Below are 20,755 nucleotides of genomic sequence, written 5' to 3' on the forward strand. Positions count from 1 at the left end.
CCACCATCGCTGACGTCCAGCACCAGCAACGGCACGTATGGCTTACGGGCCGCGGAGCACAAAAAATGAAGCGTATGCTTTTCAACGCGACACAGCAGGAAGAACTGCGTGTTGCCATTGTCGATGGGCAAAAACTCATCGACATCGACATCGAAACAACCGGACGCGAACAACGCAAGTCCAATATCTACAAGGGTGTCATCACCCGCATCGAACCCTCGCTGGAAGCCTGTTTCGTCAGCTACGGCGAAGACCGTCACGGTTTCCTGCCGTTCAAGGAAGTCGCCCGCACCTACTTCAAGGAAGGCGTGGACGTTCGCAACGCCACCATCAAGGAAGCGCTGCGCGAAGGCCAGGAACTGATGATCCAGGTCGAAAAGGAAGAGCGCGGCAACAAGGGCGCTGCCCTGACCTCGTTCGTCTCGCTGGCCGGCCGCTACCTGGTCCTCATGCCGAACAACCCGCGCGGCGGCGGCGTGTCGCGCCGTGTCGAGGGCGAAGATCGCCAGGAACTGCGCGAAACCATGGACAAGCTGGACATCCCGCAAGGCATGTCCGTCATCGCCCGCACCGCAGGCATCGGCCGCAATGTCGATGAACTGCAATGGGATTTGAACTACCTGATGCAACTGTGGCGCGCGATCGAAGGCGCCGGCAAATCGGCCCCGGGCGCATTCCTGATCTATCAGGAATCGTCGCTGGTCATCCGCGCCATCCGCGACTATTTCCAGCCGGACATCGGCGAAATCCTGATCGACACCGACGACATCTACGAACAGGCGCAGCAGTTCATGAGCCATGTGATGCCGGACATGGTGCATCGCGTCAAGCGCTACCGCGACGACGTTCCGCTATTCTCGCGCTTCCAGATCGAACACCAGATCGAAACCGCCTACGCGCGCACCGTGCCGCTGCCGTCCGGCGGCGCCATCGTGATCGATCACACCGAAGCGCTGGTCTCGATCGACGTCAACTCGGCGCGCGCCACCCGCGGCACCGATATCGAAACGACCGCCTTCAACACCAACTGCGAAGCAGCCGAAGAAGTCGCCCGCCAGTTGCGCCTGCGCGATCTCGGCGGCCTGATCGTCATCGACTTCATCGACATGGAGAATTCGAAGAACCAGCGCGAAGTCGAAACACGCCTGAAAGACGCGCTGCATTTCGACCGTGCACGCGTTCAGATGGGCAAGATTTCGCGCTTCGGCCTGATGGAACTGTCGCGTCAGCGCCTGCGTCCGTCGCTGTCCGACGGCAGCCACGTGACCTGCCCGCGCTGCAACGGCACCGGTCACATCCGCGATACCGAATCGTCCGCATTGCAAGTCCTGCGCATCATCCAGGAAGAGGCAATGAAGGAAAACTCCGCCGCCATCCACGTACAGGCGCCGGTCGATGTCGCCGCTTTCCTGCTGAACGAGAAGCGCGGCGAGATCCTGAAGATCGAAACGCGTCATCGCGTTGCCGTCATCCTGATCCCGAACAAGCATCTGGAAACACCGCATTACAAGCTGGAACGCATCAAGCACGACGATCCTCGCCTGGAAGATACGCAAGCCAGCTACGCGATGGCCGAACAAGCCGAAACCGACATCAGCTACGGCAAGCGCCAGAAGGAAGAAGTCAAGCCACGTCAGGAAGCTGTCGTCAAAGGCATCACGCCAGATCAGCCTGCCCCGATTGTCGAGCGCAAGGAAGCTGCAGCCGCCAAGTCTGCAACGGCCGCAGTTGCACCAGTACAAGGCAAAGGTTTCTTCCAGAAGCTGATCGACCTGTTCATGGGCACGCCGGCACAACCTGCTCCGGTTGCAAAGCCTGCCGCTGCCGAAGACAAAAACCAGCGCAACCGTGCTGAACGCGGCGAACGTGGCGGTCGCAACCGCAACCGTCGTGGCGGTCGCGGAGGACGCGAACGCGGCGAAGAGCGCGAAGAATCCGGCAAGGCACCAGCGCCGGCAGCAGACACTCAGCAGCAGCAACAGCCGCGCGCTCCACGTCCGCCGCGGGAACCGCGCGAAGCACGTGAACAACGCGAAGGCAATGAAAATCGTCGCGAACGGACACCGCGTCCGCCGCGCGAAGAACGCAAGGAAGCTGCTGCGCCTGTCGCTGCTGCGGTCGAGGCCGAACAGCCTCTCCTGCAACAACGCCCAGTTTTGCCTGCAAGCGAAGCGACCGATGGTGCAATTGCCTCGGCAGAATCGCCGATCCTCGACGTCAACGGCAATCCGCTGGAAGCTGCGGGTGAAGACCAACCGCGTCGTCGTCGTCGTCGCGGCGGCCGCAACCGTAATCGCCGCGATCGCGAGAATGTGGAGAACACGGAAAATGCCGAGAATGAAGACGGCGAGAATTCCGTGACCGCCCTGCAGGAAACGACTCTGCTGGACGAAGCGGCTGAAGCCCCGGCAACAAAGCCGCATGTCAATGCGCACGCTATGGCAGCGGCCGTCGTCAACGAAGCGATTGTCGAACCGACACCGGTTGCTGTCGAAGCTGCTGTGGCCGTGTCTCAGCAGCAGGAATCTGCAGGCGTCACGGTACCGGCCGAAGCAGCTGTTGAGACAGTTGCCGATACGACGGCTGTCCACCCCGAGATCGTCACGATTGCGCAGGAAACTGCTGCAGAAGCCGATAAACAAATCATCGACGCGCCGGTTGCAGCCGCAGAACTGGCTCATCAGCAAACACTATTTGCTGCCGAAACCATCAGCGAAACGCCGACAACAGCATCGGCGGCTTCGACAGATACAGCAGTCGCTCCCGCATCCACGGATACTCTGGATTCCGTCCTGCGCGCTGCAGGCCTGGAACTGGCATCGACCGATCCGATCAAACTGCGCGCAGCACAGGAAGAAGCTGCCAAGTTCGTCGCCGCACCACGTGTGCCGCGTGAACGCAAACCGTTGCCGCCGGCATCGAACGAGCCGCTGGTCCAGATGGAAACCAAGCGATAATCGTCAGCGCTTCACACGAAGCGCCCGAGAAAAAAGGGAGCCCGCGGGCTCCCTTTTTTCATGCCGTCGACGATTCAGGCGGCAATGCGGTCCTGTGTCGTCGCCAGTTGCTGCACGCAGCGAATGGTATCGGAACAGGCATGTGCGGCTTCTTTTCCCTTCACCAGAAAATGTTCATGGAAGAAGCCATGATGTTCCTGGTGCGAATGGAAGTGATGCGGCGTCAGTACGGCAGAAATGACCGGTACTTCCGTTTCCAGTTGCACCTGCATCAGACCGCTGATGACGGCCTGCGCGACGAATTCATGGCGATAGACACCGCCATCCACGACGAGTCCGGCAGCGACAACGGCCGCATAACGGCCGCTTTTCGCCAACAGCTTGGCATGCAACGGAATCTCGAACGCACCGGCGACTTCAAAGAAATCAATGCTTTCGGCAGCGTGGCCACGCTGTGCCATTTCCTCGACGAAGGCGATGCGGCACTGGTCGACGATGTCCTTGTGCCAACTGGATTGAACGAAGGCAATACGACGTCCGCCCGATTGAATGTTGATGGGTGATTGCATGGATGGCTCCTGTTTACAGAAAAAATTACAGGGCATGGTGAAGATCAAGCAGGAATGACAACGCGCACGCGTCCGAAGACGTCGGTGCGAAATGCAGCATTCCGTTCTCTATCATCCGGACTGTACCGTCGGCTCCGGAATCACACCGGATCTGCTGACTTCGACGCAATGGTTCGCAGGGAAGCAAACCGGAATCGCATCGAACGCTCGCGGGCTGGACATTGCTGTCATCACCGCCGGTGGGGAATTACACCCCGCCCCGAGAACGCACTACCGTTCGGACATCAGTCCGTTCGGCAGAGACGTGAATGTATCACGGTTGAAGAATTGCTGCCGGCGCACCGGCCGTCATGCATCGTCCGAGGTATCAAGCGAGGCATCCAGCGATTCGCCGCCCAGCAATTGCTGTGCTGCGTCGCTCGGCAGCGCTTCGACGGACTTGAGCTTGCGCGACATCTGGCGCGTGCGCGTTTCGGCCTGTTCGATATTCTTCGCCGCGCGTTCCAGCGTGGTCTTGGTCGCGGCCAACACGTCGCCGAACTTGCCGAATTCGGTCTTGACCGCACCCAGCACTTGCCACACTTCCGATGAACGTTTTTCCAGCGCCAGCGTGCGAAAACCCATCTGCAGGCTGTTCAGCAACGCCGACAACGTGGAAGGCCCGGCGATGCTGACGCGACAGTTGCGCTGCAGCTCATCCGCCAGACCGGGGCGACGCATCACTTCGGCATACAGGCCTTCGGTCGGCAGGAACAGGATCGCGAAATCGGTCGTCAACGGTGGCGACAGATATTTCTCGGCGATCTTCTTCGCCTCGTTGCGAATCACCGTTTCCAGTTCGCGTCCGGCAGCAGTCACACCATCCATGTCGGCATGTTCTGCCGCATCGGCCAGACGTTCGTACTGCTCCTTCGGGAACTTGGCATCGATCGGCATCCAGACCGGATGGTTCGCATCGTCCTTGCCCGGCAGCTTGACGGCAAACTCGACGCGTGCGCCGCTACGCGGAATCGTCTCGACGTTCTTCGCGTACTGATCCGGCGTCAGCAATTGCTCCAGCAGCATTTCCAGCTGCACTTCACCCCAGGTGCCGCGCGTTTTCACATTCGTCAGCACGCGCTTCAGGTCGCCGACACCGATCGCGAGTTGCTGCATTTCACCCAGGCCCTGATGCACCTTCTCCAGCCGATCGGAAACCAGCTTGAACGATTCGCCCAGGCGCTGCTCCAGTGTCGCATGCAGTTTCTCGTCGACGGTCTTGCGCATCTCTTCCAGGCGCGTGCCGTTGTCAGTCTGCAGATCCTTGATTTTCGCTTCCAGCGTCGCCCGCACTTCGATCATGCGCTGCGCATTCGATTCGGTCAGCGCAGCCAGCGACTGATTCAGCGTATCGCCGAAGCGTTTCAATGCGGCAGCCTGTTCTTCGCGTCCTGTCTGCGCCTGCTGCGCGATGGCTTGCCGCATCGCTTCCAGTTGCTGGGCATTGGCTTCGTTCAGTTTCGCCAATTGCTGCGCAAAACCGTCGATCTGGCTGTTCTGCAGCGTTGCCACGCTGGTCAGTTGCGTTGACAACGCCTGCTGGAATTGCGTGAAATTGCCTCCCAGTTCCTGCCGTGTCGCCAGAGAGGTCGATTGCAGCTGTTCGCGCAGCTCGCGCTCGATGCGCTCGCCAGCCTGCTGCTGGCTACGCTGCAGTTCCTGCTGGATCTGCATCAGCTGTGAGCCATCGTTGCCGCGTTTGCGCAACAGAAGGACAAGCTGCAGCACAACGACGATGAGCGCAGCGAACAGCAGAATGAAAAAATGCGTCTGTGTCATGAATTCTTCCGTCGGGAAGCAAAATCGAAAAGAGCAATCGGCCTTCAGCCGGATGGTGCCATGCGCAGCCGCTTGTGCGGGCAATTGCGGTCAGCTTTGCGTATCAGAAACCGTGAGAGCCACGAGAACTGTGGAAACCCCGGACATTACCCGTGCGTATTGCGCATCCAGTCTGCAGTTTCGGCGAATGCCTTGCGCAGATACTCCTGTAGCGCCGGTACGATGCTGGCGTCTTCCATCGCCATGTCCATGCATTGCAGCCACTGATCGCGTTCGCTGATGCCGATCGCATACGGCAGATGGCGCGCGCGCAGACGCGGATGGCCGAAGCGTTCGATGAACAGGTTGGGGCCGCCGGTCCAGCCTGAAAGAAACCAGAACAGCTTGTCGCGCGAACCATCCAGCGTCGGCGGATGCAACGCACGTATGCCGGCGAATTGCGGCTCCAGGTCCATCAGGTCGTAAAACCGGTCGACCAACGCGCGCAGATCCTGTTCGCCACCGATCAGCTCGTACAATGTCGGCTTTTGTTCTGCCGGCTCGTTGGTGGATTGTCCTTCTGCAAATTTGTCTTCTGTAGCCATAGCCCGCAATAATAACGCATCGGCCATCCGTATTTTTCTGCTGCGATGCCGCCGCCCGTCACCTTTCATGGGAGTTCCCGTCGCCAACCGCCGGGAACTCGACGGCGAGGCGCGGCTCTACCCCGTGGTCATCATTCGTCATCCTCAAGGAGTTCCCCATGTCTTACGGCAAGCGGGGCAGATTGCCCGCCCGTCCACTCGTCCTTTCCCTTTTCACCTGTCTCGCCGCCCTTCCCGCCTCCGCGGCAGTCATCACGCTGAACAACGGAGATCGCGTCACCGGCGAACTGAAGCAAATGAGCGATGGCGTACTGACAGTCAAGTCGGACGTCTTCGGCGAAGTGAAAATCCCGTGGGGCAATGTCAATCGCATGGAATCCGACGACGGCACTCGCCTGCAATTGCAGGACGGCACGCTAGTCAAGGGTCGCGCCGTGCTGGAACCGGACGGCACCGTCGCGGTCGACAATACCCCGCTCGGTCAACCGAAAACGCTCACGCGACAGGATGTCGCGGCGATCAATCCACCGTTCAGCAACGGCACGCGCTACTCAGGCAAGTTCGATCTCGGCGGCGCCTTCAATCGCGGCAATTCACATGATGACCAGTTGCATACCAGCGGCGAATTCATCGCACGCAACCCGGAAGATCGCTATACGTTGAACTGGGAACTCAACGAAGCGAGCTCGACCGAGGGCACCACCACATCGAATCGACGACTGCTGGGTCAGTACGACATGTTTCTCGATCCGCGCAATTACATGTTCGTGAATCTGAAAGCCGAACAGGACAAGCTGGCCGATCTCAAGCTGCGAAGCGGAGCCGGTGCCGGTTACGGTCACCAGTTCTACGATAACGATCTGCTCAAGCTGTCCGGCGAAGTCGGCCTGAACTACATCCGGGAAGACTATTACACCGCGCCGGATGATTCCTTCCCCACACTGGGCGTGGGCTTCAAGTACGAACAGAAATTCTTCAACCAGCGGCTGGTCTATTTCAACAACTTCAACGTCGATACCAATCTGCAGGATACTGGCGACGTGCTGGTGCGCAACCGCATGGGCATCCGCATTCCCGTCGCCAACGGCATCAATCTGAGTACCCAGTTCAATCTGGATTACGACAACGAACCGGCCCCCGATGCGAAGAAGACCGACACTGCGCTGATCTTCAGCTTGGGCTACGCATTCTGACCGGGTACGACGTTACGCTTCGCGCAACGTCTGCAGCGGCGGATGCGTCAGCACGTTGCGCAATCCCAGCCAGCCGCCGATGAAGGCACAGGCAGCGCCGATCAGCAGGCCGGACAGCCAGACCACGGGGCTGAACACCCATTCGAAATCGAAGACGAAATGGGCAAGACTCCAGCCGACGGTCGTCGCGCCGGCAGCCGCCAGCAAACCGGCCAATCCGCCGACCAGCGCAAACTCTATCCATTGCGAACGCGACAGCTGCGTGCGCGTGGCGCCCAAGGCACGCAGCAGTCCTGCCTCGCGCTTGCGTTCGTCCTGCGAACCGGCCAGCGCCGCATACAGCACCAGCATGCCGGAGGCCAGCGTGAACAGGAACAGGAATTCCACCGCCATCACGACCTGATCGATCACTTGCTGGATCTGCGCCACCATGCTGCCGATGTCGACCACCGTCAGGTTCGGGAAATCGCGGGTGAGCTGGTTATCCAGTTCGCTCCGGGATGGCGGCAGGCGAAACGCGGTGATCCATGTCTGCGGCATGTCGCGCATCGTCGCCGGATTGATGATGACGAAGAAGTTCACCCGCATCGAACCCCATTCGAGCTTGCGCAGGCTGGTGATCGGCACCTCGACCGTTTCACCGGCGATCTCGAATTTCAGCTTGTCGCCCACCTTCAGGTTCAGCGTCTTCGCCAGCCCCTCCTCGACCGAAGCTGCCGGACGACTGTCGTCGTACCAACTGCCGGCGACGATCTCGTTGCCTTCCGGGATATTCGCCATCGTCGACAGGTTGAATTCGCGGTCGACCAATCGCTTAGCGCGATCCTCGATGAACGATTCGCCGGTAATCGCCACATCGTTGATCGCCAGCAGGCGGCCGCGGATCATCGGATACAGCTGCACGTCACGGATATCGGCTTGCGCCAGACGTTGCTCAATCTGTGCCTTCTGGTCCGGCTGGATATTGATCACGAAACGGTTCGGTGCATCCGGTGGCGTTGCCTGTCGCCATGCTTCGACCAGATCGCTGCGAATCACCGTCAGCAGCAGCAAGGCCATCAATCCCAATGCAAGCGCGACGATCTGCACGACGGTGGCACCGGGACGGCGCTGCAGTGCCGTCAATGCAAAGCGCCAGTTCGGATGACTGGCGGCACCGCGCAGCGACTGCAGCGATTTCAGCGCCAGCCAGCCGATCAATGCAAAGCCGCCCAGCCCACCGAGGAAACCGGCTGCCGTCAGCATGCCGAGCTTGACGTTCCCCGCCTGCCACAGCAGCAGCGCGATGAAGGTTGCCAGGCCCAATATATAAGTCGCCACCGTGATCGGTTGCGGCATGTGCTGTTCGCGTCGGATCACGCGGTTGTGCGGCACGTTGCGCAATTGCAGGATGGGCGGGATCGCGAAGCCGATCAGCAACAGCATGCCGGTTGCCACCGCCTGCAAAGCGGGTACGAAGGAAGCCGACGGCAAGTTCTTCGCCACCAGATTGCCCAGCCATTCGATCAGCACGAAGTGCGCACCGAAGCCGATCGCCACACCGATCACGCTGCCGACCAGACCGACGATCAGGAATTCGACCAGATACAGCGCCGTCACCTGGTTCTGCGTCATGCCGAGGCAACGCAGCATCGCGCAGGCATTCACATGACGCAGCATGAAGCGTCGCGCCGCCATTGCAATCGCCACCGCCGCCAGCATCGCCGACAACAGGCCGACCAGCGACAGAAATTCCTCGGCGCGCTGCAGCGTCGCGCGCATCTGCGGCTGGCCGGAATCCAGCGATTCCACGCGCATGCCGCGAATGTTTTCCTTGTCGATACGCTGCTCCACCGCATTCCGGAAATCGGTGACAGCGTCGTCGCTACCAGCCACCAGCAATCGATAGGTTACGCGCGAGCCGAACTGGACCAGATTGGTCGCGGCGAGATCGCGCTGCCCCAGCATCACGCGCGGCGCAAAGTTCATGAAGCCGGCACCGCGATCGGGTTCGAATGCAATCACCTTTGCAATCGTGAACGTCTTGTCGCCCAGCTTCAGCGGGCTGCCGATTTGCACGTTCAGACTGTCGAGAATGGCGTGATCCACCCATACCGTGCCAGCCGCAGGAATATCGGTGGCAGCAACACCCTCATCCGCAGCGCGATCTGCAATCTTGACCTTGCCGCGTAGCGGATAGCCTGCGCTGACCGCCTTGACCGATGCCAGGCGCGACATGCTTTGTTCGCCCTCGCCCGCAATTGCCATGCTCGGAAAAACCGTCGTCTCTGCCAACTGCAGACCACGGCGGCGTACATCGTCGCGCAAGGCGGCTGAAACCGGCTCGTCGCTGCGAATAACTACATCGGCACCAAGCAGCTGGTGCGCGTCGCGGGCCAGCCCGGCCCGCATTCGGTCGACAAAGAAACCGACGGACGATAACGCCGCGACCGCAACGATCAGTGCCACCAGAAGGAAACGCAGTTCGCCGGCACGCCAGTCGCGCCGGGTCATGCGGAAGGATTGAGCGAGCATGGATGGATCACCTTGCAAAACATTCCGCGGCAAACGCGGAACGGAAATGATTTGGCGCCGTCTGCGCTTCGTTCCCGCAGCGCAATTCCGGCCGGGCTATTGTACGTGGAGTACGTGAATGTACGCGGCGCGCTGCAAACCCGCCTTCGGCTTCCATGCAGCCGTGACCGGCAAGAAGGAATTTCCCCATCGTTTGCCAGTCAATCGAAAGCATGTAGACTGAATCGACGATGAGCTGGCGCAATGCCGGACTGCATCGCAGGAGAATCCGGATGACTTTCCACACCAACCATTTCGGCATCCCGCAATATCCGCATGACGACGCGCGCCGCCTGTTCGTCCTGGCCGGCGCCATCGATCTGCTGGAGCGCCCGACTGCCACAGCGATCGACGATCTGACGGGCATCGACAAGAGCATCGTCGATATCGAGATCGACAGATTGCGCGAGCAGTTCGGCATGGTGATTCATAAATTCGGCGATATTTACCGCATCGAATCATGGGGCGATATCCTGAAACGCGATGGTGTAATGAAGGCAATGAAGCCCGACAGCTGATCCAGCCTCATCTGCGGCATCAATGGCGCATCCCTTTTCGTGCCCGCGCCAACGACACCTCTTCTTGCATTTCCTTTTCGCAAGCACGACTGGATTGATGCAGTAATCCGCACTATCCCGCATTGTCTACATGCGTAGCGTACGTCATCGTACAAGCCTGTTGCCGATGCGCCTGCGTTCGGCCAATTTCGCTTCGATACACGAATGAATATTTGCATGATTCGCAAACGAATCGAACTTTGATCGCTCTTATGCGCGTATGTATAGTCGCCGCATGAGTATCGGAGACCGCCTCGACCAGGCAATGAAAGCTGCCAGAATCAAGTCGCAGAGCGAATTGTCGCGCATCTCGGGCGTACCGCAGGCGACGATCAGCCGCATACTCAAGGGCACGGGCGCCAAGGGGCCTGAAACGGAAACCGTCAAAAAACTGGCGCGTGCCTGCAAGGTTTCTTTCATCTGGCTCAATGAAGGCGAAGAGATTTCCACTCCGCACTCCACACCCGCCGTGATCTCTTCCTACCTGGACAAGCGTATCGAGCATGCCATCCAGTTGATGCAGCAAATGCCCGAGTACAAATTGAATCAGGTGGTCAAGATCATCGATGCCATCGCCGAGCCGGCTCCCGCCGAGTCCGGCAGATCGTCGCGAAAGAAAAGCTAGTTTTTGCTTTGCGCCGTACTGACGGCTACTTCCGCATGGGTGACGTCCATGCATCTTCTCTCCTGACGCTTTCCGCCAATCGGGTCGTTCAGCCAACCGCTCTGCCCAATTCATTCCGCATCGCACATTTTATCCATTTGCGTATTGACATATCCATCCGTTCTCATATAGTTTCAATACAGCACCCGCACAACGCGGATCGCCATGCAGTCGTCGTCGATGTTTCCACCACGGGAGAACGCCGCATGAAAAAATCGACCGCCATCTATGTTCCGCGCCCAGGCAGCAAAGTCGCGCTGGCAATCACGTCATTGCAAAGCGGCCCCAAGACCACGCACCAATTGGGCAACGCCATGGGATGCGCCAGCGATGCCGTGCATGCATTGCTGCATCGGCCACTGGCGCAGGCTGCGATCGTCAAGTTATGGGATGAAAAAGGACGGCTGCATTTCGCACTGCCGGATATGGCGGATGCGTTGCCGAAGACATCGACGAAACCGGCAGCGAATCGCATGTCACAATCCGGCGATTTCGCTGCGCTGACATTGATCTCATCCAATGTGCTGCCGCTGGAAACGCCACGAGAAGCGGCATCGATGCGCGCCACCGCCACTGCCATGATTGCCGGCCTGTTTTCCGACGGCGAGCTGACGATTGCCGTCGACGGCGAATGCATTCGCCTCGATACGGCGCAACGCCGCCAGCTATACGCCTATCTGCACAAGATTCGTCATCTGGGATGATTTCGCCGCGAGATTCAGCGAAAATTCAGCGCTTGAGCGCCCTGACTTTCGGTTGTGGCGTTCCCGCCCAAGTCAGCTCGTAGGAAATGCCGCGCCGCACATTGCCGACCAATGCAGGGCGAAAGCAGGCCAGATTGGTACCGCCATCGTGCCGTACGCTGGGATAGACAATGCCCAGCGATCCTGCCTCCAGCAACTGCGCCGCCAGGCGTTGCGACGCGACGTAGCTGTCCGGCGACAGGCATTTCGCATAGCGCGGCGCATCCCGCAGATCGTGGAACTCCGCATTGAAATCCGCCAGCAGCACCTGATAGCGCACGCTATCGTCGAAGCGGTCGATCTCCGCATATTCGACAGTCTTGTGAAAAACGATCTCGGCCAATGCCGTCTCGATATCGAACGCGCAATACCATGCGCCGCGCTCGTCGTTGTTGAAACGGCTGCCCTCCGGACGCGCATAGGTGAAGGCCGCGTTGATCATGCGGAAGTTCGGTACGCCAAATACCAGTTCGTCGACGCCGATGCCGGTGCTGTAACCATGTTCGGCGATCAAGCGCTCGTTGGTCGCGTTGTCCAGCGCGAAGATGTCGGCCAGATGCGCATCGTCCTCCGCCAGCGGAACGAGGACCGAATCTTCCTTGTCCACGAAGCGCGACGGAATCAGCCTGCAGGTATCGAATTGCCGCAGATGCACCAGCGGCGGAGCAGCCATCAAAGCCCTCCGCGACGCGCGTCCAGCAGCTTGCGCACGGTCTGCATCGCCAGCAGGCCACCAGCCTGCATGTAGGCCAACGGCGTACGGCCGGCGAAGATGACATTGCGGTTCGGCAGGCCGACCCACTCGTCAGCCAGCTTGTCGCCGTGCAGGATATGCAGGGCTTTATAAATGCCAATCAGGTAAGAAATCCGCGTGATGCGGTCGACTTCCAGCACGCGCTGCGGATTCTTCTTCCACTCGTAGAAGGCGCTGCTGGACAAGCCGCCCAGCAATTCGCGCGCTTCTTCGTCGCGCAGCTCCCAGGCCGCCGCCAACCGGAAAAACGCCTTCAGGGCCGAGCCGGACAGGCGTTCGCGCTCCGACTTTGCAGTCAGGTCGACCGGTGCGGCAGGCTCGAAGCGGCTTTTTGGATAGGCGTAGGCGGCAGTCATTGATCACTCCTTTTATGGATATAATATACTCCATTTCAGGAAAATCAAGTTTGCAGCAAAACGCAGATGGCAGCCTTGCTCCATATCTCCGCTATATGCGTACCGTTTCCCGCAATGCGACCGCGGCAGCCATCGCACCGTCATCGGCCATGACCGACGCATAGTCAAGCGCTGCCTGCCCTGCTTCTTCAAGCGTTTTCCATTGGCCCGGCACGATGATGGCGACCGGCGGATCGCAACTGCGTCCCGCCGGCGTTGCATGGACATGAATGATGCCGCCGTACGCGCCGCTGCGAATTATCCGGGCTTCGCCGGAAACCGCATAGCCGGCGAATTCCGCAACGGCTGTCATCGTCGCGCTTCCGCCAACTCATGGTCGATATAGCGCTTTCCCTGCTGCAGCGCATGGCTCGCTGCCGCCTCAGCCGAATCGAATTCGGTGCCCACCACGCTGACGCTGATCGTCGGCTTTCCATGCTGGGCGATATGAAAGCTGCCGCCCCATTTGCCGGTATCGTGCTTCTCACCGGTGCCGTGGACGGAATAACCATGATGCTGTTCGAGATCGGTATGGCTCATTGCTCTCCCTCCTCAATTGGATGACGGCGACGATCGCCGGCTGCTTCCATTGCAGCTTTATTTCGTTGCCCGTGCAACTGTCTGCATTTTTACGAGTTGGCCGACAAGAAAAAAGTTCGATTCGACAACAATTGTCCATCCCATATTTACGGTAGTTGCAGGATCGTAAAAAATTGTTGCGAATCCCTTCCCATCGTATTCCCGTCAGCAAAAATCTGTCATATTTCCATGGAGAATTTTTTTCGTCCTTGTGGCAATCGCGACATCCATTTATTCCTGCGGATGCCGTCATTCCCATAGAGACCGCCGCGCCATGCGGCTGGAAATTGCATCGATAACATCTGCTGTATCGCCAATGACCAAAAGGAGGGGAAAAATGTTCGCCAATATGAAAGTAGGAACGAAGCTTGGATTCGGGTTTGGCATCACCGTTTTACTGACGCTGTTCATCGCCCTGTTTTCATTGATGCGAATAAACCAGATCCATAACCTCATCGGCGAACAGGATCGCATCCGCACCCAGCAACTCGAACAGCTGTACGTCGCGCGTGAAGCACTGGGCCAAACCGGCATGTCGGCACGCAATGCCTATGTCTTTACCAACGAGACGGATGCGCGCAAGGAACTCGACATCGTCGACCAGCAGAAAGCCATCTATCTCGACGCGCTCGACAAGATGGCGCCGCTATTCCGCGGCAATCCCGATTTCGACAAAGTCAGCAAGGGATTGGTGGCGATGGCAAACGAACTGAATCGTCCGCGCAAATACCGTGAAGCCGGCAATATGGCAGATTACGGCCTCTTCCTCGTCAACGAATGCAGTCCGCTGCGCCGCCAGATCGTGGCGGACATGGAAACCGTCATCAAGTCCGTGCAGAACGTCGTCGAATCCAAGACCCAGGAATCCGATAGCACGACTGCCCAATCCATCACCATCGTACTCATCGTCGCCGGCATTGCGATACTGCTTAGCATCGTGCTGGGCATCTTCATCACACGCGCCATCACGCGACCGCTGAATCAGGCCGTCCATGTTGCACAGACTGTCGCCAGCGGCGACCTGACCAGCCATATCGAAGCCAGTGCCAAGGACGAAACCGGACAATTGCTGCAGGCGCTGCGGGCGATGAACGACAGCCTGATCGGCATCGTGAGCGAAGTCCGCCACGGCACGGATGCGATCGCCACCGCCTCCAACGAAATCGCCAGCGGCAACCTCGACCTATCGTCGCGCACCGAACAGCAGGCCAGCTCATTGGAAGAGACTGCGTCATCGATGGAAGAGCTCACTTCCACCGTCAAGCAGAATGCGGAAAATGCCCGCCAGGCCAACACGCTTTCCCTTTCCGCCTCGGAAGTCGCCATCAAGGGCGGCGAAGTCGTCGGGCAGGTCGTCGATACGATGAGCGCCATCAACGACTCCGCACGGAAGATCACCGACATCATCGGCGTCATCGATGGCATCGCTTTCCAGACCAACATCCTCGCGCTGAATGCCGCCGTTGAAGCGGCGCGTGCAGGCGAACAAGGCCGCGGCTTCGCCGTGGTGGCAGCCGAAGTACGCAATCTTGCACAACGCTCCGCCGCAGCGGCAAAGGAAATCAAGACGCTGATCGACGATTCGACAGGCAAGGTCGAAATCGGCAGTCGGCTGGTCGAGCAGGCCGGTACCACGATGGACGAGGTTGTCGCCAGCGTGAAACGGGTGACGGACATCGTGTCGGAAATTTCCGCTGCCAGCAACGAACAGAGCACAGGCATCGAACAGGTCAACGCCGCTATCACGCAGATGGATCAGGTGACGCAGCAGAACGCGGCGCTGGTGGAACAGGCTGCCGCTGCAGCCGGTTCGCTCAACGATCAGGCCGGCAAACTGGAACGCACGGTTGGCGTCTTCAAGCTGAATGGTATGGCCGCGTCACGGCAACTGGCCGCCCCTTCGTCTGCCCCCGTCAAAGCCATTTCAGCGGTGGCTTCCGCCCCTAACCCGACGATCAAGCGCACCACTCCTGCACCCAAGCCCCCGAAACTGGAAAGAAATATGGTTCCAGCAGGAGACGAGTGGGAACAGTTCTGATCATTTCCATGAAAAACGGCTGACGCATCACTGCGTCAGCCGTTTTTATTTGAGAGATGTTCAGAAATCAGCCGCCATGGAATCCCTTGAGAATATCCTGCTTTGGCATGTCCGGCGCGATCGTTGAATCATTGGTTCGCGATGGAGAATCCAGTCGCGCACTTTCCTGCTCTGCCTGCTGCAACATTTCCTGCACTTCCTGCGGAGGCGTTGGCGACGGGTCATTCAGGCCGCTACGTTGATTGCTGCCGCTGCCAAACATGCCCGCCCTGAAACCACCGTCAGTCGATTTCACGTCGGGGTACCCGACGCGATTATCGAAAACCGGCTCGTTCTTCTCGGCAGCAAATTCGTTTCCCCGTTCGTAGACTGCATGAACGATCTGGCATTCGGCATGATCGTAGCGATCGGAAACATCACCGACATCCATTGCATCGGTTGCGACAAAATTTCCCCTCTGCAATTTATCGCCGTAGGCATTGATTTGCATGATGCGATCTCCTCGTGACATGTGTCCGTCTGAGGTTAATGCAATACCGGCAAAATTCAAGTCGGATAAACGGACCGTCGCATGTCGGACGTTTCCGCGATTCATCCGACATGACGAAGAAACGGCAATCAGGATTTTTGCGCGGCTCGCGCCATTCTCAACGCCGTCTGCACGACGGAAAGAAGCTCGCCCTTCGTCGGCATATCCGGCACGGTGATGCCCAGACACCCCGCCTCGTCGATATGAACCTGTTCAGCCGACTCGTCCATGTCTTCACGAACGATCATCGATCGCCTGATGGCATATTCCAGCGATTGCAACTGCTTTACCGGATCAGAACGGCTGTTTTCGTCTTGGTTCTGCAAGATAGGTGCGCTGATCGGAAATGAGAAAGGGAGTTGGCGGAAGCGGTGAGATTCGAACTCACGGAGGGTATAACCCCTCGCTGGTTTTCAAGACCAGTGCCTTAAACCACTCGGCCACACTTCCATTTTGGTATCGATATTCCACCTGACCGGGACACATCGATTTGCGGAGGTCGCATTATACCCAACTCCCCTGTCATTGCCGAATGCGGAAACCCTATCGTTCGGACACAAACACCCGGACAAACGCGAGAAACAGCCTGCCTCACGACAAATCGATCGCGACACGCACGCTCAAGGCCAATCTTCATGGTCTTTACAACGCAACCACGCCGATATCAGGCGCAACACCGCAGAGAAATTGCATCCCGGCGTCTCCCCCGCTATTATTGATAATAATTCTCATTCATAAACAACCAGCTAGTCGCCATGCCCGCTGCAGACTCGCTCCCGCCCAAACAGATGCATACCCTGTATGCCGACCATCACGGTTGGCTGTGCGGCTGGCTGCGCAAAAAACTGGGATGTGCGCATCACGCGGACGATCTGGCGCAGGATACCTTCCTGCGCATTCTCGGCTCCCAGCAGAAACGCCCTCTTTCCGATCTGCGCGAACCACGCGCCTATCTGACGACGATCGCGCGCGGCCTTGTCATCGACTTCTTTCGGCGCAGCGAACTGGAACGCGCGTATCTGGCGGATCTGGCTGCCTTGCCGGAAGCGCTGCAGCCCTCGCCCGAACAACAGCTGGAGGCACTGCAGATGCTGCAGCTGGCCGATCATCTGCTGCAGCAGATGACCGCGAAGACACGCCAGGCATGGCTGCTCAGCCGCCTCGACGGCATGATGCATGCCGAGATCGCGGCAGAACTGCAGGTTTCCGTACCGCGAGTGCGGCAATATCTCGCCAACGCCGCGCACAAGGCCTACATCGCCCGTTTCGGCGCTCCCGAATGATGCAGGCTACGCTGACCACCGACATGCCGGAAAACGATGCGCCCGTATCCCGCGTGACATTGCAACAGGCCATCGAATGGCAGCTGTGCATGCATTCCGGCGAAGCAACGGAACAGGACAGGCAAGGCTTGCAACGATGGCTGGATGCACATCCATCCCATGCCCGCGTCTGGCAACAGCTGAAGGAAATCGATGCCGCCTTTCAGCCGGCATCGGGCAAGAGCGTTCGCCAGGCATTGCTCAAGCGTTCTTCCGGCCGCAAGACGCGCATTGCCGGCACGGCGCTGGCGCTTCTGCTCACCGTACTGGGCCTGTGCGCAGTAAACCGCTATCAACCGGTCGATCAGTTGCTGGCCGATTATCGAACCGGCACTGGCGAACGACGCACCATCGTCCTGCCGGACCAAACGATCGTGCGAATGAACACGCGCAGCGCCATCGATCTGGCATTCGATACGCACCGTCGCGCCATCGTGCTGCATGAAGGCGAGATCGAAGTCGAAACCAGCCATGACGATCCGAACGAGACGCGCCCCTTCATCGTGCTGACGCCGGATACCAGCCTGCGCGCGCTCGGCACACGCTTCATCGTGCGCGATGTCGATCGCGGCGAAGGAACGCGGCTGACCGTCACGTATTCCGCCGTCGTCGCCCGCCCCGCTACCTGTGCCGCCGAACCGCAAGCGCATTGCGATGGCGAGCGCATCGTGCGTGAAGGTGAAACCGTCGTCGTGCGGGACGGCAAGGTCAGCGAACCGGAACAGGCACCGGCAGATGCCGATGCGTGGAAGGACGGCATGCTGGTGGTCGAAAACCGGCCGCTGGGCGAGGTCGCAGCCGAACTGGCGCGTCATCGTCTCGGCTATTTATCAGTGGATCCGCGCGTCGCCCAATTGCGCATCACCGGCACCTTGCCGCTTGACGATACGGATCAGGCTCTGCTGGCACTGACGGCCGCAGCACCGGTGGAGATCGTTTCCGCCACACACTGGTGGGCACGCATCCAGCCGCGTCCGCCGCAACAAGCTGCGCAAGCTGCAAGAAATTAAATCTGCAGGAAAAATTTCTGCAGCCCCCTCTCACTTTTCATTTCTCGCTCGGCAAACAAGGGAAAACCTTTCCTTTCGCGAATCATCGCCTTTTCAGGAGCTTTGCCTTGTCTTCCATTCATCGCTTTTCGCTACGGCCGCTGACTGCCGCGCTGCTGCTTTCCCTCGCCGCTCCGGCACCCGCCGTTTTCGCGCAGGCGGCCACGGCACGCAACTACGATCTTCCCGCCGCACCGCTCGGCGCCACGCTCAACCGCATCGCGCGCGAAGCCGGTATCGTGATGACGGCCGACGCGGCGCTGATTGCCAATCATCAATCCGCTCCCGTGCATGGCCGCTATGACGCATTGGAAGCAATGCGCCGGGCGCTGGCCGGAACGGGGCTGGAACTGGTACAGACTGATCGCGGCGGCTATACGCTGCACGAAAAACGCACGTCGGATGCAGCTGCCACGCTGCCGACCGTCACCGTCACGGGACAGGTCGAAACCGCCACCGGCCCGGTGGACGGCTACATGGCACGGCGCAGCGCCACCGCCACCAAGACCGACACCAGCATCGTCGAGACACCGCAATCGATCTCGGTGGTATCGGCCGAACAGATACGCGACACCGGCGCCAGTTCGCTGGACCAGGCGCTCAACTACACCGCGGGTGTGCGCACGTCGATCTACGGCACCAGCTCGCGCATGGATGCAGCCCAGACGCGCGGTGTGGAAATCGAGGACATCTTTCTGGATGGCCTGAAAGACCGCGTGAATTTCTGGACCAGCACGCCGCGCGTGGAACCCTACCTGATGGAACGCATGGAAGTACTGCGCGGCCCCGCATCCATGCTGTACGGTCAGGGCGGCACGGCCGGGCTGGTCAACAACGTCAGCAAGGCGCCCCAGGCAGAGACGCAACGCGAAGTCGGTGTACAGATCGGCAACCGCGACCGGCGCCAGTTGCAGGCCGACCTGACGGGGCCACTGACGGCAGACGGCACATGGATGTACCGGCTGGTGGCGCTTGCACGGGAAAGCGACACGCAGGTCGATTACGGCAAGGACGACCGCCGGGTTCTGGCGCCATCGCTGACCTGGGCGCCCGATGCCGGCACCGAACTGACCTTCAGGCTGAAATGGCAGGAAGACCGGGCCGGCGGCGATTCCGGCAGCACCCTGCCCTGGGAAGGCACGATCCTGCCCAACCCGAACGGAAGAATTTCGCGACACACCTATGTGGGCGAACCCGGTTTGGATCACTTCGATGCCGACAGCCTGCAGGTGGGCTGGTCGTTCCGTCATGCGCTGAACGACCAGTGGACATTCCGGCAAAGTACGCGCTGGACGGATAACAAGACCGACTACGCCGCGTTCGATGTGGTCGATTATGCGGATACGAACCGACGCCTGATGAATCGCGCCGCCTACTTCTGGAAGACGCACACAAGCACGGTTGTTGCCGACCAGAACCTGCTTGGCAAGTTCTCGACCGGAGAGATAGCGCATCAATTGCTGGTCGGACTCGATTTCCTGCGCTATCGCAGCTCCGGCTCCAGTGCCGAAGACTACAGCGGTCTGACACCCCTCGATGTCTACAACCCCGTCTACCAAGGAAACTATCAACCGCCGGCACGTGAACCGAACGCAACCAACGGCGTCAGGCAACTGGGACTCTACATCCAGGATGAAATGCGATGGAATCAGTGGATTCTGCTGGCCGGATGGCGGCACGACGAATCCAAGAACTGGGAAGATGGAGCCGAAGACCGTAACGACCGTGCCGACACCATGCGCGCCGGCTTGATGTACGAGATCGTGCCAGGCCTGCTGCCATACATCAGCTATGCGGAATCCTTCCTCCCTCAGGCCAATACCGATTCGGGCCAGCAGCTGCGCCCGCTACGCGGCAAGCAATGGGAAGCCGGCATCAAATACCAGCCACCGGCAAAAGACTGGCGTGCATCCGCCGCCGTATTCGACCTGCGGGAAGTGAATCGCACGGTAGAAATTTCCACGACGGAAGTCTCGCAGCGCGGCAAGACCAAGAACACGGGATTGGAACTGGAATGGGTCGGCTCCATCACGCCGCAGCTGGATATCAACACCAGCCTCACCTACGTCAACGTCGATAAGCAACTTGCCGGCGTTCCCAAACGCCAGGCCGCATTGTGGGGTACCTACCGCTTCTCGCTGGGCGGTCTGAGCGGATTCAGCGCCGGCATGGGCACGCGCTACGCCAGCGGCTTCGTCGACGAATCCAGCGAAGGCCTGGACGTACCGCGCACACCATCGGTCACATTGTTCGATGCCATGCTGGCCTGGGAAAACCGCCATTGGCGCGCCGCACTCAATGCGATCAACCTGACCGACAAGGAATACTTCAGCCAGTGTTCGGAATGGGGATCTTGCTCATATGGCGATGGCCGCGTAGTGACGTTGACGACGTCGTATCGGTGGTAGCAGACGTGACGCATCTGCGTCATCGATATGTACTGTGCGTTCA

The 20,755-nt window shown here is 59.4% G+C and carries 19 protein-coding genes, 1 tRNA gene and 1 riboswitch; of the genes, 9 read left to right on the forward strand and 11 right to left on the reverse strand.

Going from position 1 to position 20,755, the window contains the following annotated elements; genetic code table 11:
* The first annotated feature begins 65 nt into the window (after window positions 1-65).
* A complete protein-coding gene (locus IEV40_RS01590) occupies window positions 66-2,957 on the forward strand; it encodes an Rne/Rng family ribonuclease (protein WP_188419217.1) in 2,892 nt (963 codons plus the stop codon).
* A gap of 74 nt (window positions 2,958-3,031) precedes the next feature.
* On the opposite strand, the gene IEV40_RS01595 is transcribed toward IEV40_RS01590, so the two are convergent.
* The 3 genes from IEV40_RS01595 to IEV40_RS01605 all read right to left on the reverse strand — a co-directional run bounded on the left by IEV40_RS01595 (window position 3,032) and on the right by IEV40_RS01605 (window position 5,928).
* Window positions 3,032-3,526 (reverse strand): 6,7-dimethyl-8-ribityllumazine synthase, encoded by a 495-nt coding sequence (locus tag IEV40_RS01595; protein WP_188419218.1) that lies wholly within the window; start codon window positions 3,524-3,526, stop codon window positions 3,032-3,034.
* Between the two features lie 99 nt (window positions 3,527-3,625).
* Window positions 3,626-3,797: riboswitch (FMN riboswitch) on the reverse strand.
* A 77-nt stretch (window positions 3,798-3,874) separates the two neighbouring features.
* Window positions 3,875-5,344 (reverse strand): DNA recombination protein RmuC, encoded by a 1,470-nt coding sequence (locus IEV40_RS01600; RefSeq protein ID WP_188419219.1) that lies wholly within the window; start codon window positions 5,342-5,344, stop codon window positions 3,875-3,877.
* Window positions 5,345-5,490: 146 nt separating this feature from the next.
* Window positions 5,491-5,928, reverse strand: a complete 438-nt coding sequence (locus tag IEV40_RS01605) for a group II truncated hemoglobin (protein ID WP_188419220.1) — start codon at window positions 5,926-5,928, stop codon at window positions 5,491-5,493.
* A gap of 158 nt (window positions 5,929-6,086) precedes the next feature.
* Here IEV40_RS01605 and IEV40_RS01610 point away from each other — a divergent pair, with 158 nt between their 5' ends.
* The gene (locus IEV40_RS01610; RefSeq protein WP_188419221.1) at window positions 6,087-7,121 is read left to right on the forward strand and encodes a DUF481 domain-containing protein; all 1,035 of its coding nucleotides are present in this window, start codon (window positions 6,087-6,089) and stop codon (window positions 7,119-7,121) included.
* A 12-nt stretch (window positions 7,122-7,133) separates the two neighbouring features.
* Here IEV40_RS01610 and IEV40_RS01615 read toward each other — a convergent pair whose 3' ends face one another.
* Entirely contained in the window at window positions 7,134-9,635 is a 2,502-nt protein-coding gene (locus IEV40_RS01615) for an ABC transporter permease (RefSeq protein ID WP_188419222.1), read from the reverse strand.
* A 272-nt stretch (window positions 9,636-9,907) separates the two neighbouring features.
* Between IEV40_RS01615 and IEV40_RS01620 the strand changes: the two genes are divergently transcribed.
* From IEV40_RS01620 to IEV40_RS01630, 3 genes are all read left to right on the forward strand, one after another.
* Window positions 9,908-10,192 (forward strand): hypothetical protein, encoded by a 285-nt coding sequence (locus IEV40_RS01620; RefSeq protein ID WP_188419223.1) that lies wholly within the window; start codon window positions 9,908-9,910, stop codon window positions 10,190-10,192.
* 274 nt (window positions 10,193-10,466) lie between these two features.
* On the forward strand, window positions 10,467-10,856 hold the full coding sequence (locus IEV40_RS01625; protein WP_268234572.1) for a helix-turn-helix domain-containing protein: 390 nt from the start codon (window positions 10,467-10,469) through the stop codon (window positions 10,854-10,856).
* Between the two features lie 245 nt (window positions 10,857-11,101).
* Entirely contained in the window at window positions 11,102-11,599 is a 498-nt protein-coding gene (locus IEV40_RS01630) for a hypothetical protein (protein ID WP_188419225.1), read from the forward strand.
* 25 nt (window positions 11,600-11,624) lie between these two features.
* Here the strand turns inward: IEV40_RS01630 and IEV40_RS01635 are convergent, their stop codons facing one another.
* The 4 genes from IEV40_RS01635 to IEV40_RS01650 all read right to left on the reverse strand — a co-directional run bounded on the left by IEV40_RS01635 (window position 11,625) and on the right by IEV40_RS01650 (window position 13,327).
* Entirely contained in the window at window positions 11,625-12,311 is a 687-nt protein-coding gene (locus tag IEV40_RS01635) for an RES family NAD+ phosphorylase (RefSeq protein ID WP_188419226.1), read from the reverse strand.
* A complete protein-coding gene (locus IEV40_RS01640; RefSeq protein WP_188419227.1) occupies window positions 12,311-12,748 on the reverse strand; it encodes an antitoxin Xre-like helix-turn-helix domain-containing protein in 438 nt (145 codons plus the stop codon). The genes IEV40_RS01635 and IEV40_RS01640 overlap by 1 nt, the downstream gene beginning before the upstream one ends.
* 91 nt (window positions 12,749-12,839) lie before the next feature.
* On the reverse strand, window positions 12,840-13,100 hold the full coding sequence (locus tag IEV40_RS01645; RefSeq protein WP_188419228.1) for a hypothetical protein: 261 nt from the start codon (window positions 13,098-13,100) through the stop codon (window positions 12,840-12,842).
* Window positions 13,097-13,327 (reverse strand): DUF6566 family protein, encoded by a 231-nt coding sequence (locus IEV40_RS01650; protein WP_188419229.1) that lies wholly within the window; start codon window positions 13,325-13,327, stop codon window positions 13,097-13,099. Before IEV40_RS01650 ends, IEV40_RS01645 begins: the two co-directional genes overlap by 4 nt.
* A gap of 376 nt (window positions 13,328-13,703) precedes the next feature.
* Here IEV40_RS01650 and IEV40_RS01655 point away from each other — a divergent pair, with 376 nt between their 5' ends.
* Window positions 13,704-15,404: a methyl-accepting chemotaxis protein gene (locus IEV40_RS01655; RefSeq protein WP_188419230.1), complete on the forward strand. Its 1,701-nt coding sequence runs from the start codon at window positions 13,704-13,706 to the stop codon at window positions 15,402-15,404.
* A gap of 67 nt (window positions 15,405-15,471) precedes the next feature.
* Here the strand turns inward: IEV40_RS01655 and IEV40_RS01660 are convergent, their stop codons facing one another.
* The 3 genes from IEV40_RS01660 to IEV40_RS01670 form a co-directional block, all read right to left on the reverse strand.
* Complete coding sequence (locus IEV40_RS01660; protein WP_188419231.1) at window positions 15,472-15,894, reverse strand: hypothetical protein; 423 nt, start codon at window positions 15,892-15,894, stop codon at window positions 15,472-15,474.
* 128 nt (window positions 15,895-16,022) lie between these two features.
* On the reverse strand, window positions 16,023-16,259 hold the full coding sequence (locus IEV40_RS01665; RefSeq protein ID WP_229723904.1) for a hypothetical protein: 237 nt from the start codon (window positions 16,257-16,259) through the stop codon (window positions 16,023-16,025).
* Window positions 16,260-16,293: 34 nt separating this feature from the next.
* Window positions 16,294-16,383: transfer RNA gene (locus tag IEV40_RS01670), tRNA-Ser, on the reverse strand.
* A gap of 305 nt (window positions 16,384-16,688) precedes the next feature.
* On the opposite strand from IEV40_RS01670, the gene IEV40_RS01675 reads away from it, so the two are divergent.
* The 3 genes from IEV40_RS01675 (at window position 16,689) to IEV40_RS01685 (ending at window position 20,712) form a co-directional block, all read left to right on the forward strand.
* A complete protein-coding gene (locus IEV40_RS01675) occupies window positions 16,689-17,216 on the forward strand; it encodes a sigma-70 family RNA polymerase sigma factor (RefSeq protein WP_188419232.1) in 528 nt (175 codons plus the stop codon).
* Window positions 17,213-18,265, forward strand: coding sequence for a FecR domain-containing protein (locus IEV40_RS01680; RefSeq protein WP_229723905.1), 1,053 nt, complete (start codon window positions 17,213-17,215; stop codon window positions 18,263-18,265). The genes IEV40_RS01675 and IEV40_RS01680 overlap by 4 nt, the downstream gene beginning before the upstream one ends.
* Before the next feature lie 107 nt (window positions 18,266-18,372).
* On the forward strand, window positions 18,373-20,712 hold the full coding sequence (locus IEV40_RS01685) for a TonB-dependent siderophore receptor (RefSeq protein ID WP_229723906.1): 2,340 nt from the start codon (window positions 18,373-18,375) through the stop codon (window positions 20,710-20,712).
* Window positions 20,713-20,755 lie beyond the last annotated feature (43 nt).

It is taken from the genome of Oxalicibacterium solurbis, assembly GCF_014635845.1.
Classification (GTDB): Bacteria; Pseudomonadota; Gammaproteobacteria; order Burkholderiales; family Burkholderiaceae_D; genus Oxalicibacterium; species Oxalicibacterium solurbis.

What these genes read in the sequence shown, in the direction of transcription:
- IEV40_RS01680 (WP_229723905.1), top strand. Translation starts at nt 17,213, where the DNA reads ATGATGCAGGCTACGCTGACCACCGACATGCCGGAAAACGATGCGCCC.
- IEV40_RS01590 (WP_188419217.1), top strand. Translation starts at nt 66, where the DNA reads ATGAAGCGTATGCTTTTCAACGCGACACAGCAGGAAGAACTGCGTGTT.
- IEV40_RS01595 (WP_188419218.1), bottom strand. Translation starts at nt 3,526, where the DNA reads ATGCAATCACCCATCAACATTCAATCGGGCGGACGTCGTATTGCCTTC.
- IEV40_RS01600 (WP_188419219.1), bottom strand. Translation starts at nt 5,344, where the DNA reads ATGACACAGACGCATTTTTTCATTCTGCTGTTCGCTGCGCTCATCGTC.
- IEV40_RS01615 (WP_188419222.1), bottom strand. Translation starts at nt 9,635, where the DNA reads ATGCTCGCTCAATCCTTCCGCATGACCCGGCGCGACTGGCGTGCCGGC.
- IEV40_RS01625 (WP_268234572.1), top strand. Translation starts at nt 10,467, where the DNA reads ATGAGTATCGGAGACCGCCTCGACCAGGCAATGAAAGCTGCCAGAATC.
- IEV40_RS01605 (WP_188419220.1), bottom strand. Translation starts at nt 5,928, where the DNA reads ATGGCTACAGAAGACAAATTTGCAGAAGGACAATCCACCAACGAGCCG.
- IEV40_RS01635 (WP_188419226.1), bottom strand. Translation starts at nt 12,311, where the DNA reads ATGGCTGCTCCGCCGCTGGTGCATCTGCGGCAATTCGATACCTGCAGG.
- IEV40_RS01655 (WP_188419230.1), top strand. Translation starts at nt 13,704, where the DNA reads ATGTTCGCCAATATGAAAGTAGGAACGAAGCTTGGATTCGGGTTTGGC.
- IEV40_RS01660 (WP_188419231.1), bottom strand. Translation starts at nt 15,894, where the DNA reads ATGCAAATCAATGCCTACGGCGATAAATTGCAGAGGGGAAATTTTGTC.
- IEV40_RS01620 (WP_188419223.1), top strand. Translation starts at nt 9,908, where the DNA reads ATGACTTTCCACACCAACCATTTCGGCATCCCGCAATATCCGCATGAC.
- IEV40_RS01640 (WP_188419227.1), bottom strand. Translation starts at nt 12,748, where the DNA reads ATGACTGCCGCCTACGCCTATCCAAAAAGCCGCTTCGAGCCTGCCGCA.
- IEV40_RS01650 (WP_188419229.1), bottom strand. Translation starts at nt 13,327, where the DNA reads ATGAGCCATACCGATCTCGAACAGCATCATGGTTATTCCGTCCACGGC.
- IEV40_RS01645 (WP_188419228.1), bottom strand. Translation starts at nt 13,100, where the DNA reads ATGACAGCCGTTGCGGAATTCGCCGGCTATGCGGTTTCCGGCGAAGCC.
- IEV40_RS01675 (WP_188419232.1), top strand. Translation starts at nt 16,689, where the DNA reads ATGCCCGCTGCAGACTCGCTCCCGCCCAAACAGATGCATACCCTGTAT.
- IEV40_RS01610 (WP_188419221.1), top strand. Translation starts at nt 6,087, where the DNA reads ATGTCTTACGGCAAGCGGGGCAGATTGCCCGCCCGTCCACTCGTCCTT.
- IEV40_RS01630 (WP_188419225.1), top strand. Translation starts at nt 11,102, where the DNA reads ATGAAAAAATCGACCGCCATCTATGTTCCGCGCCCAGGCAGCAAAGTC.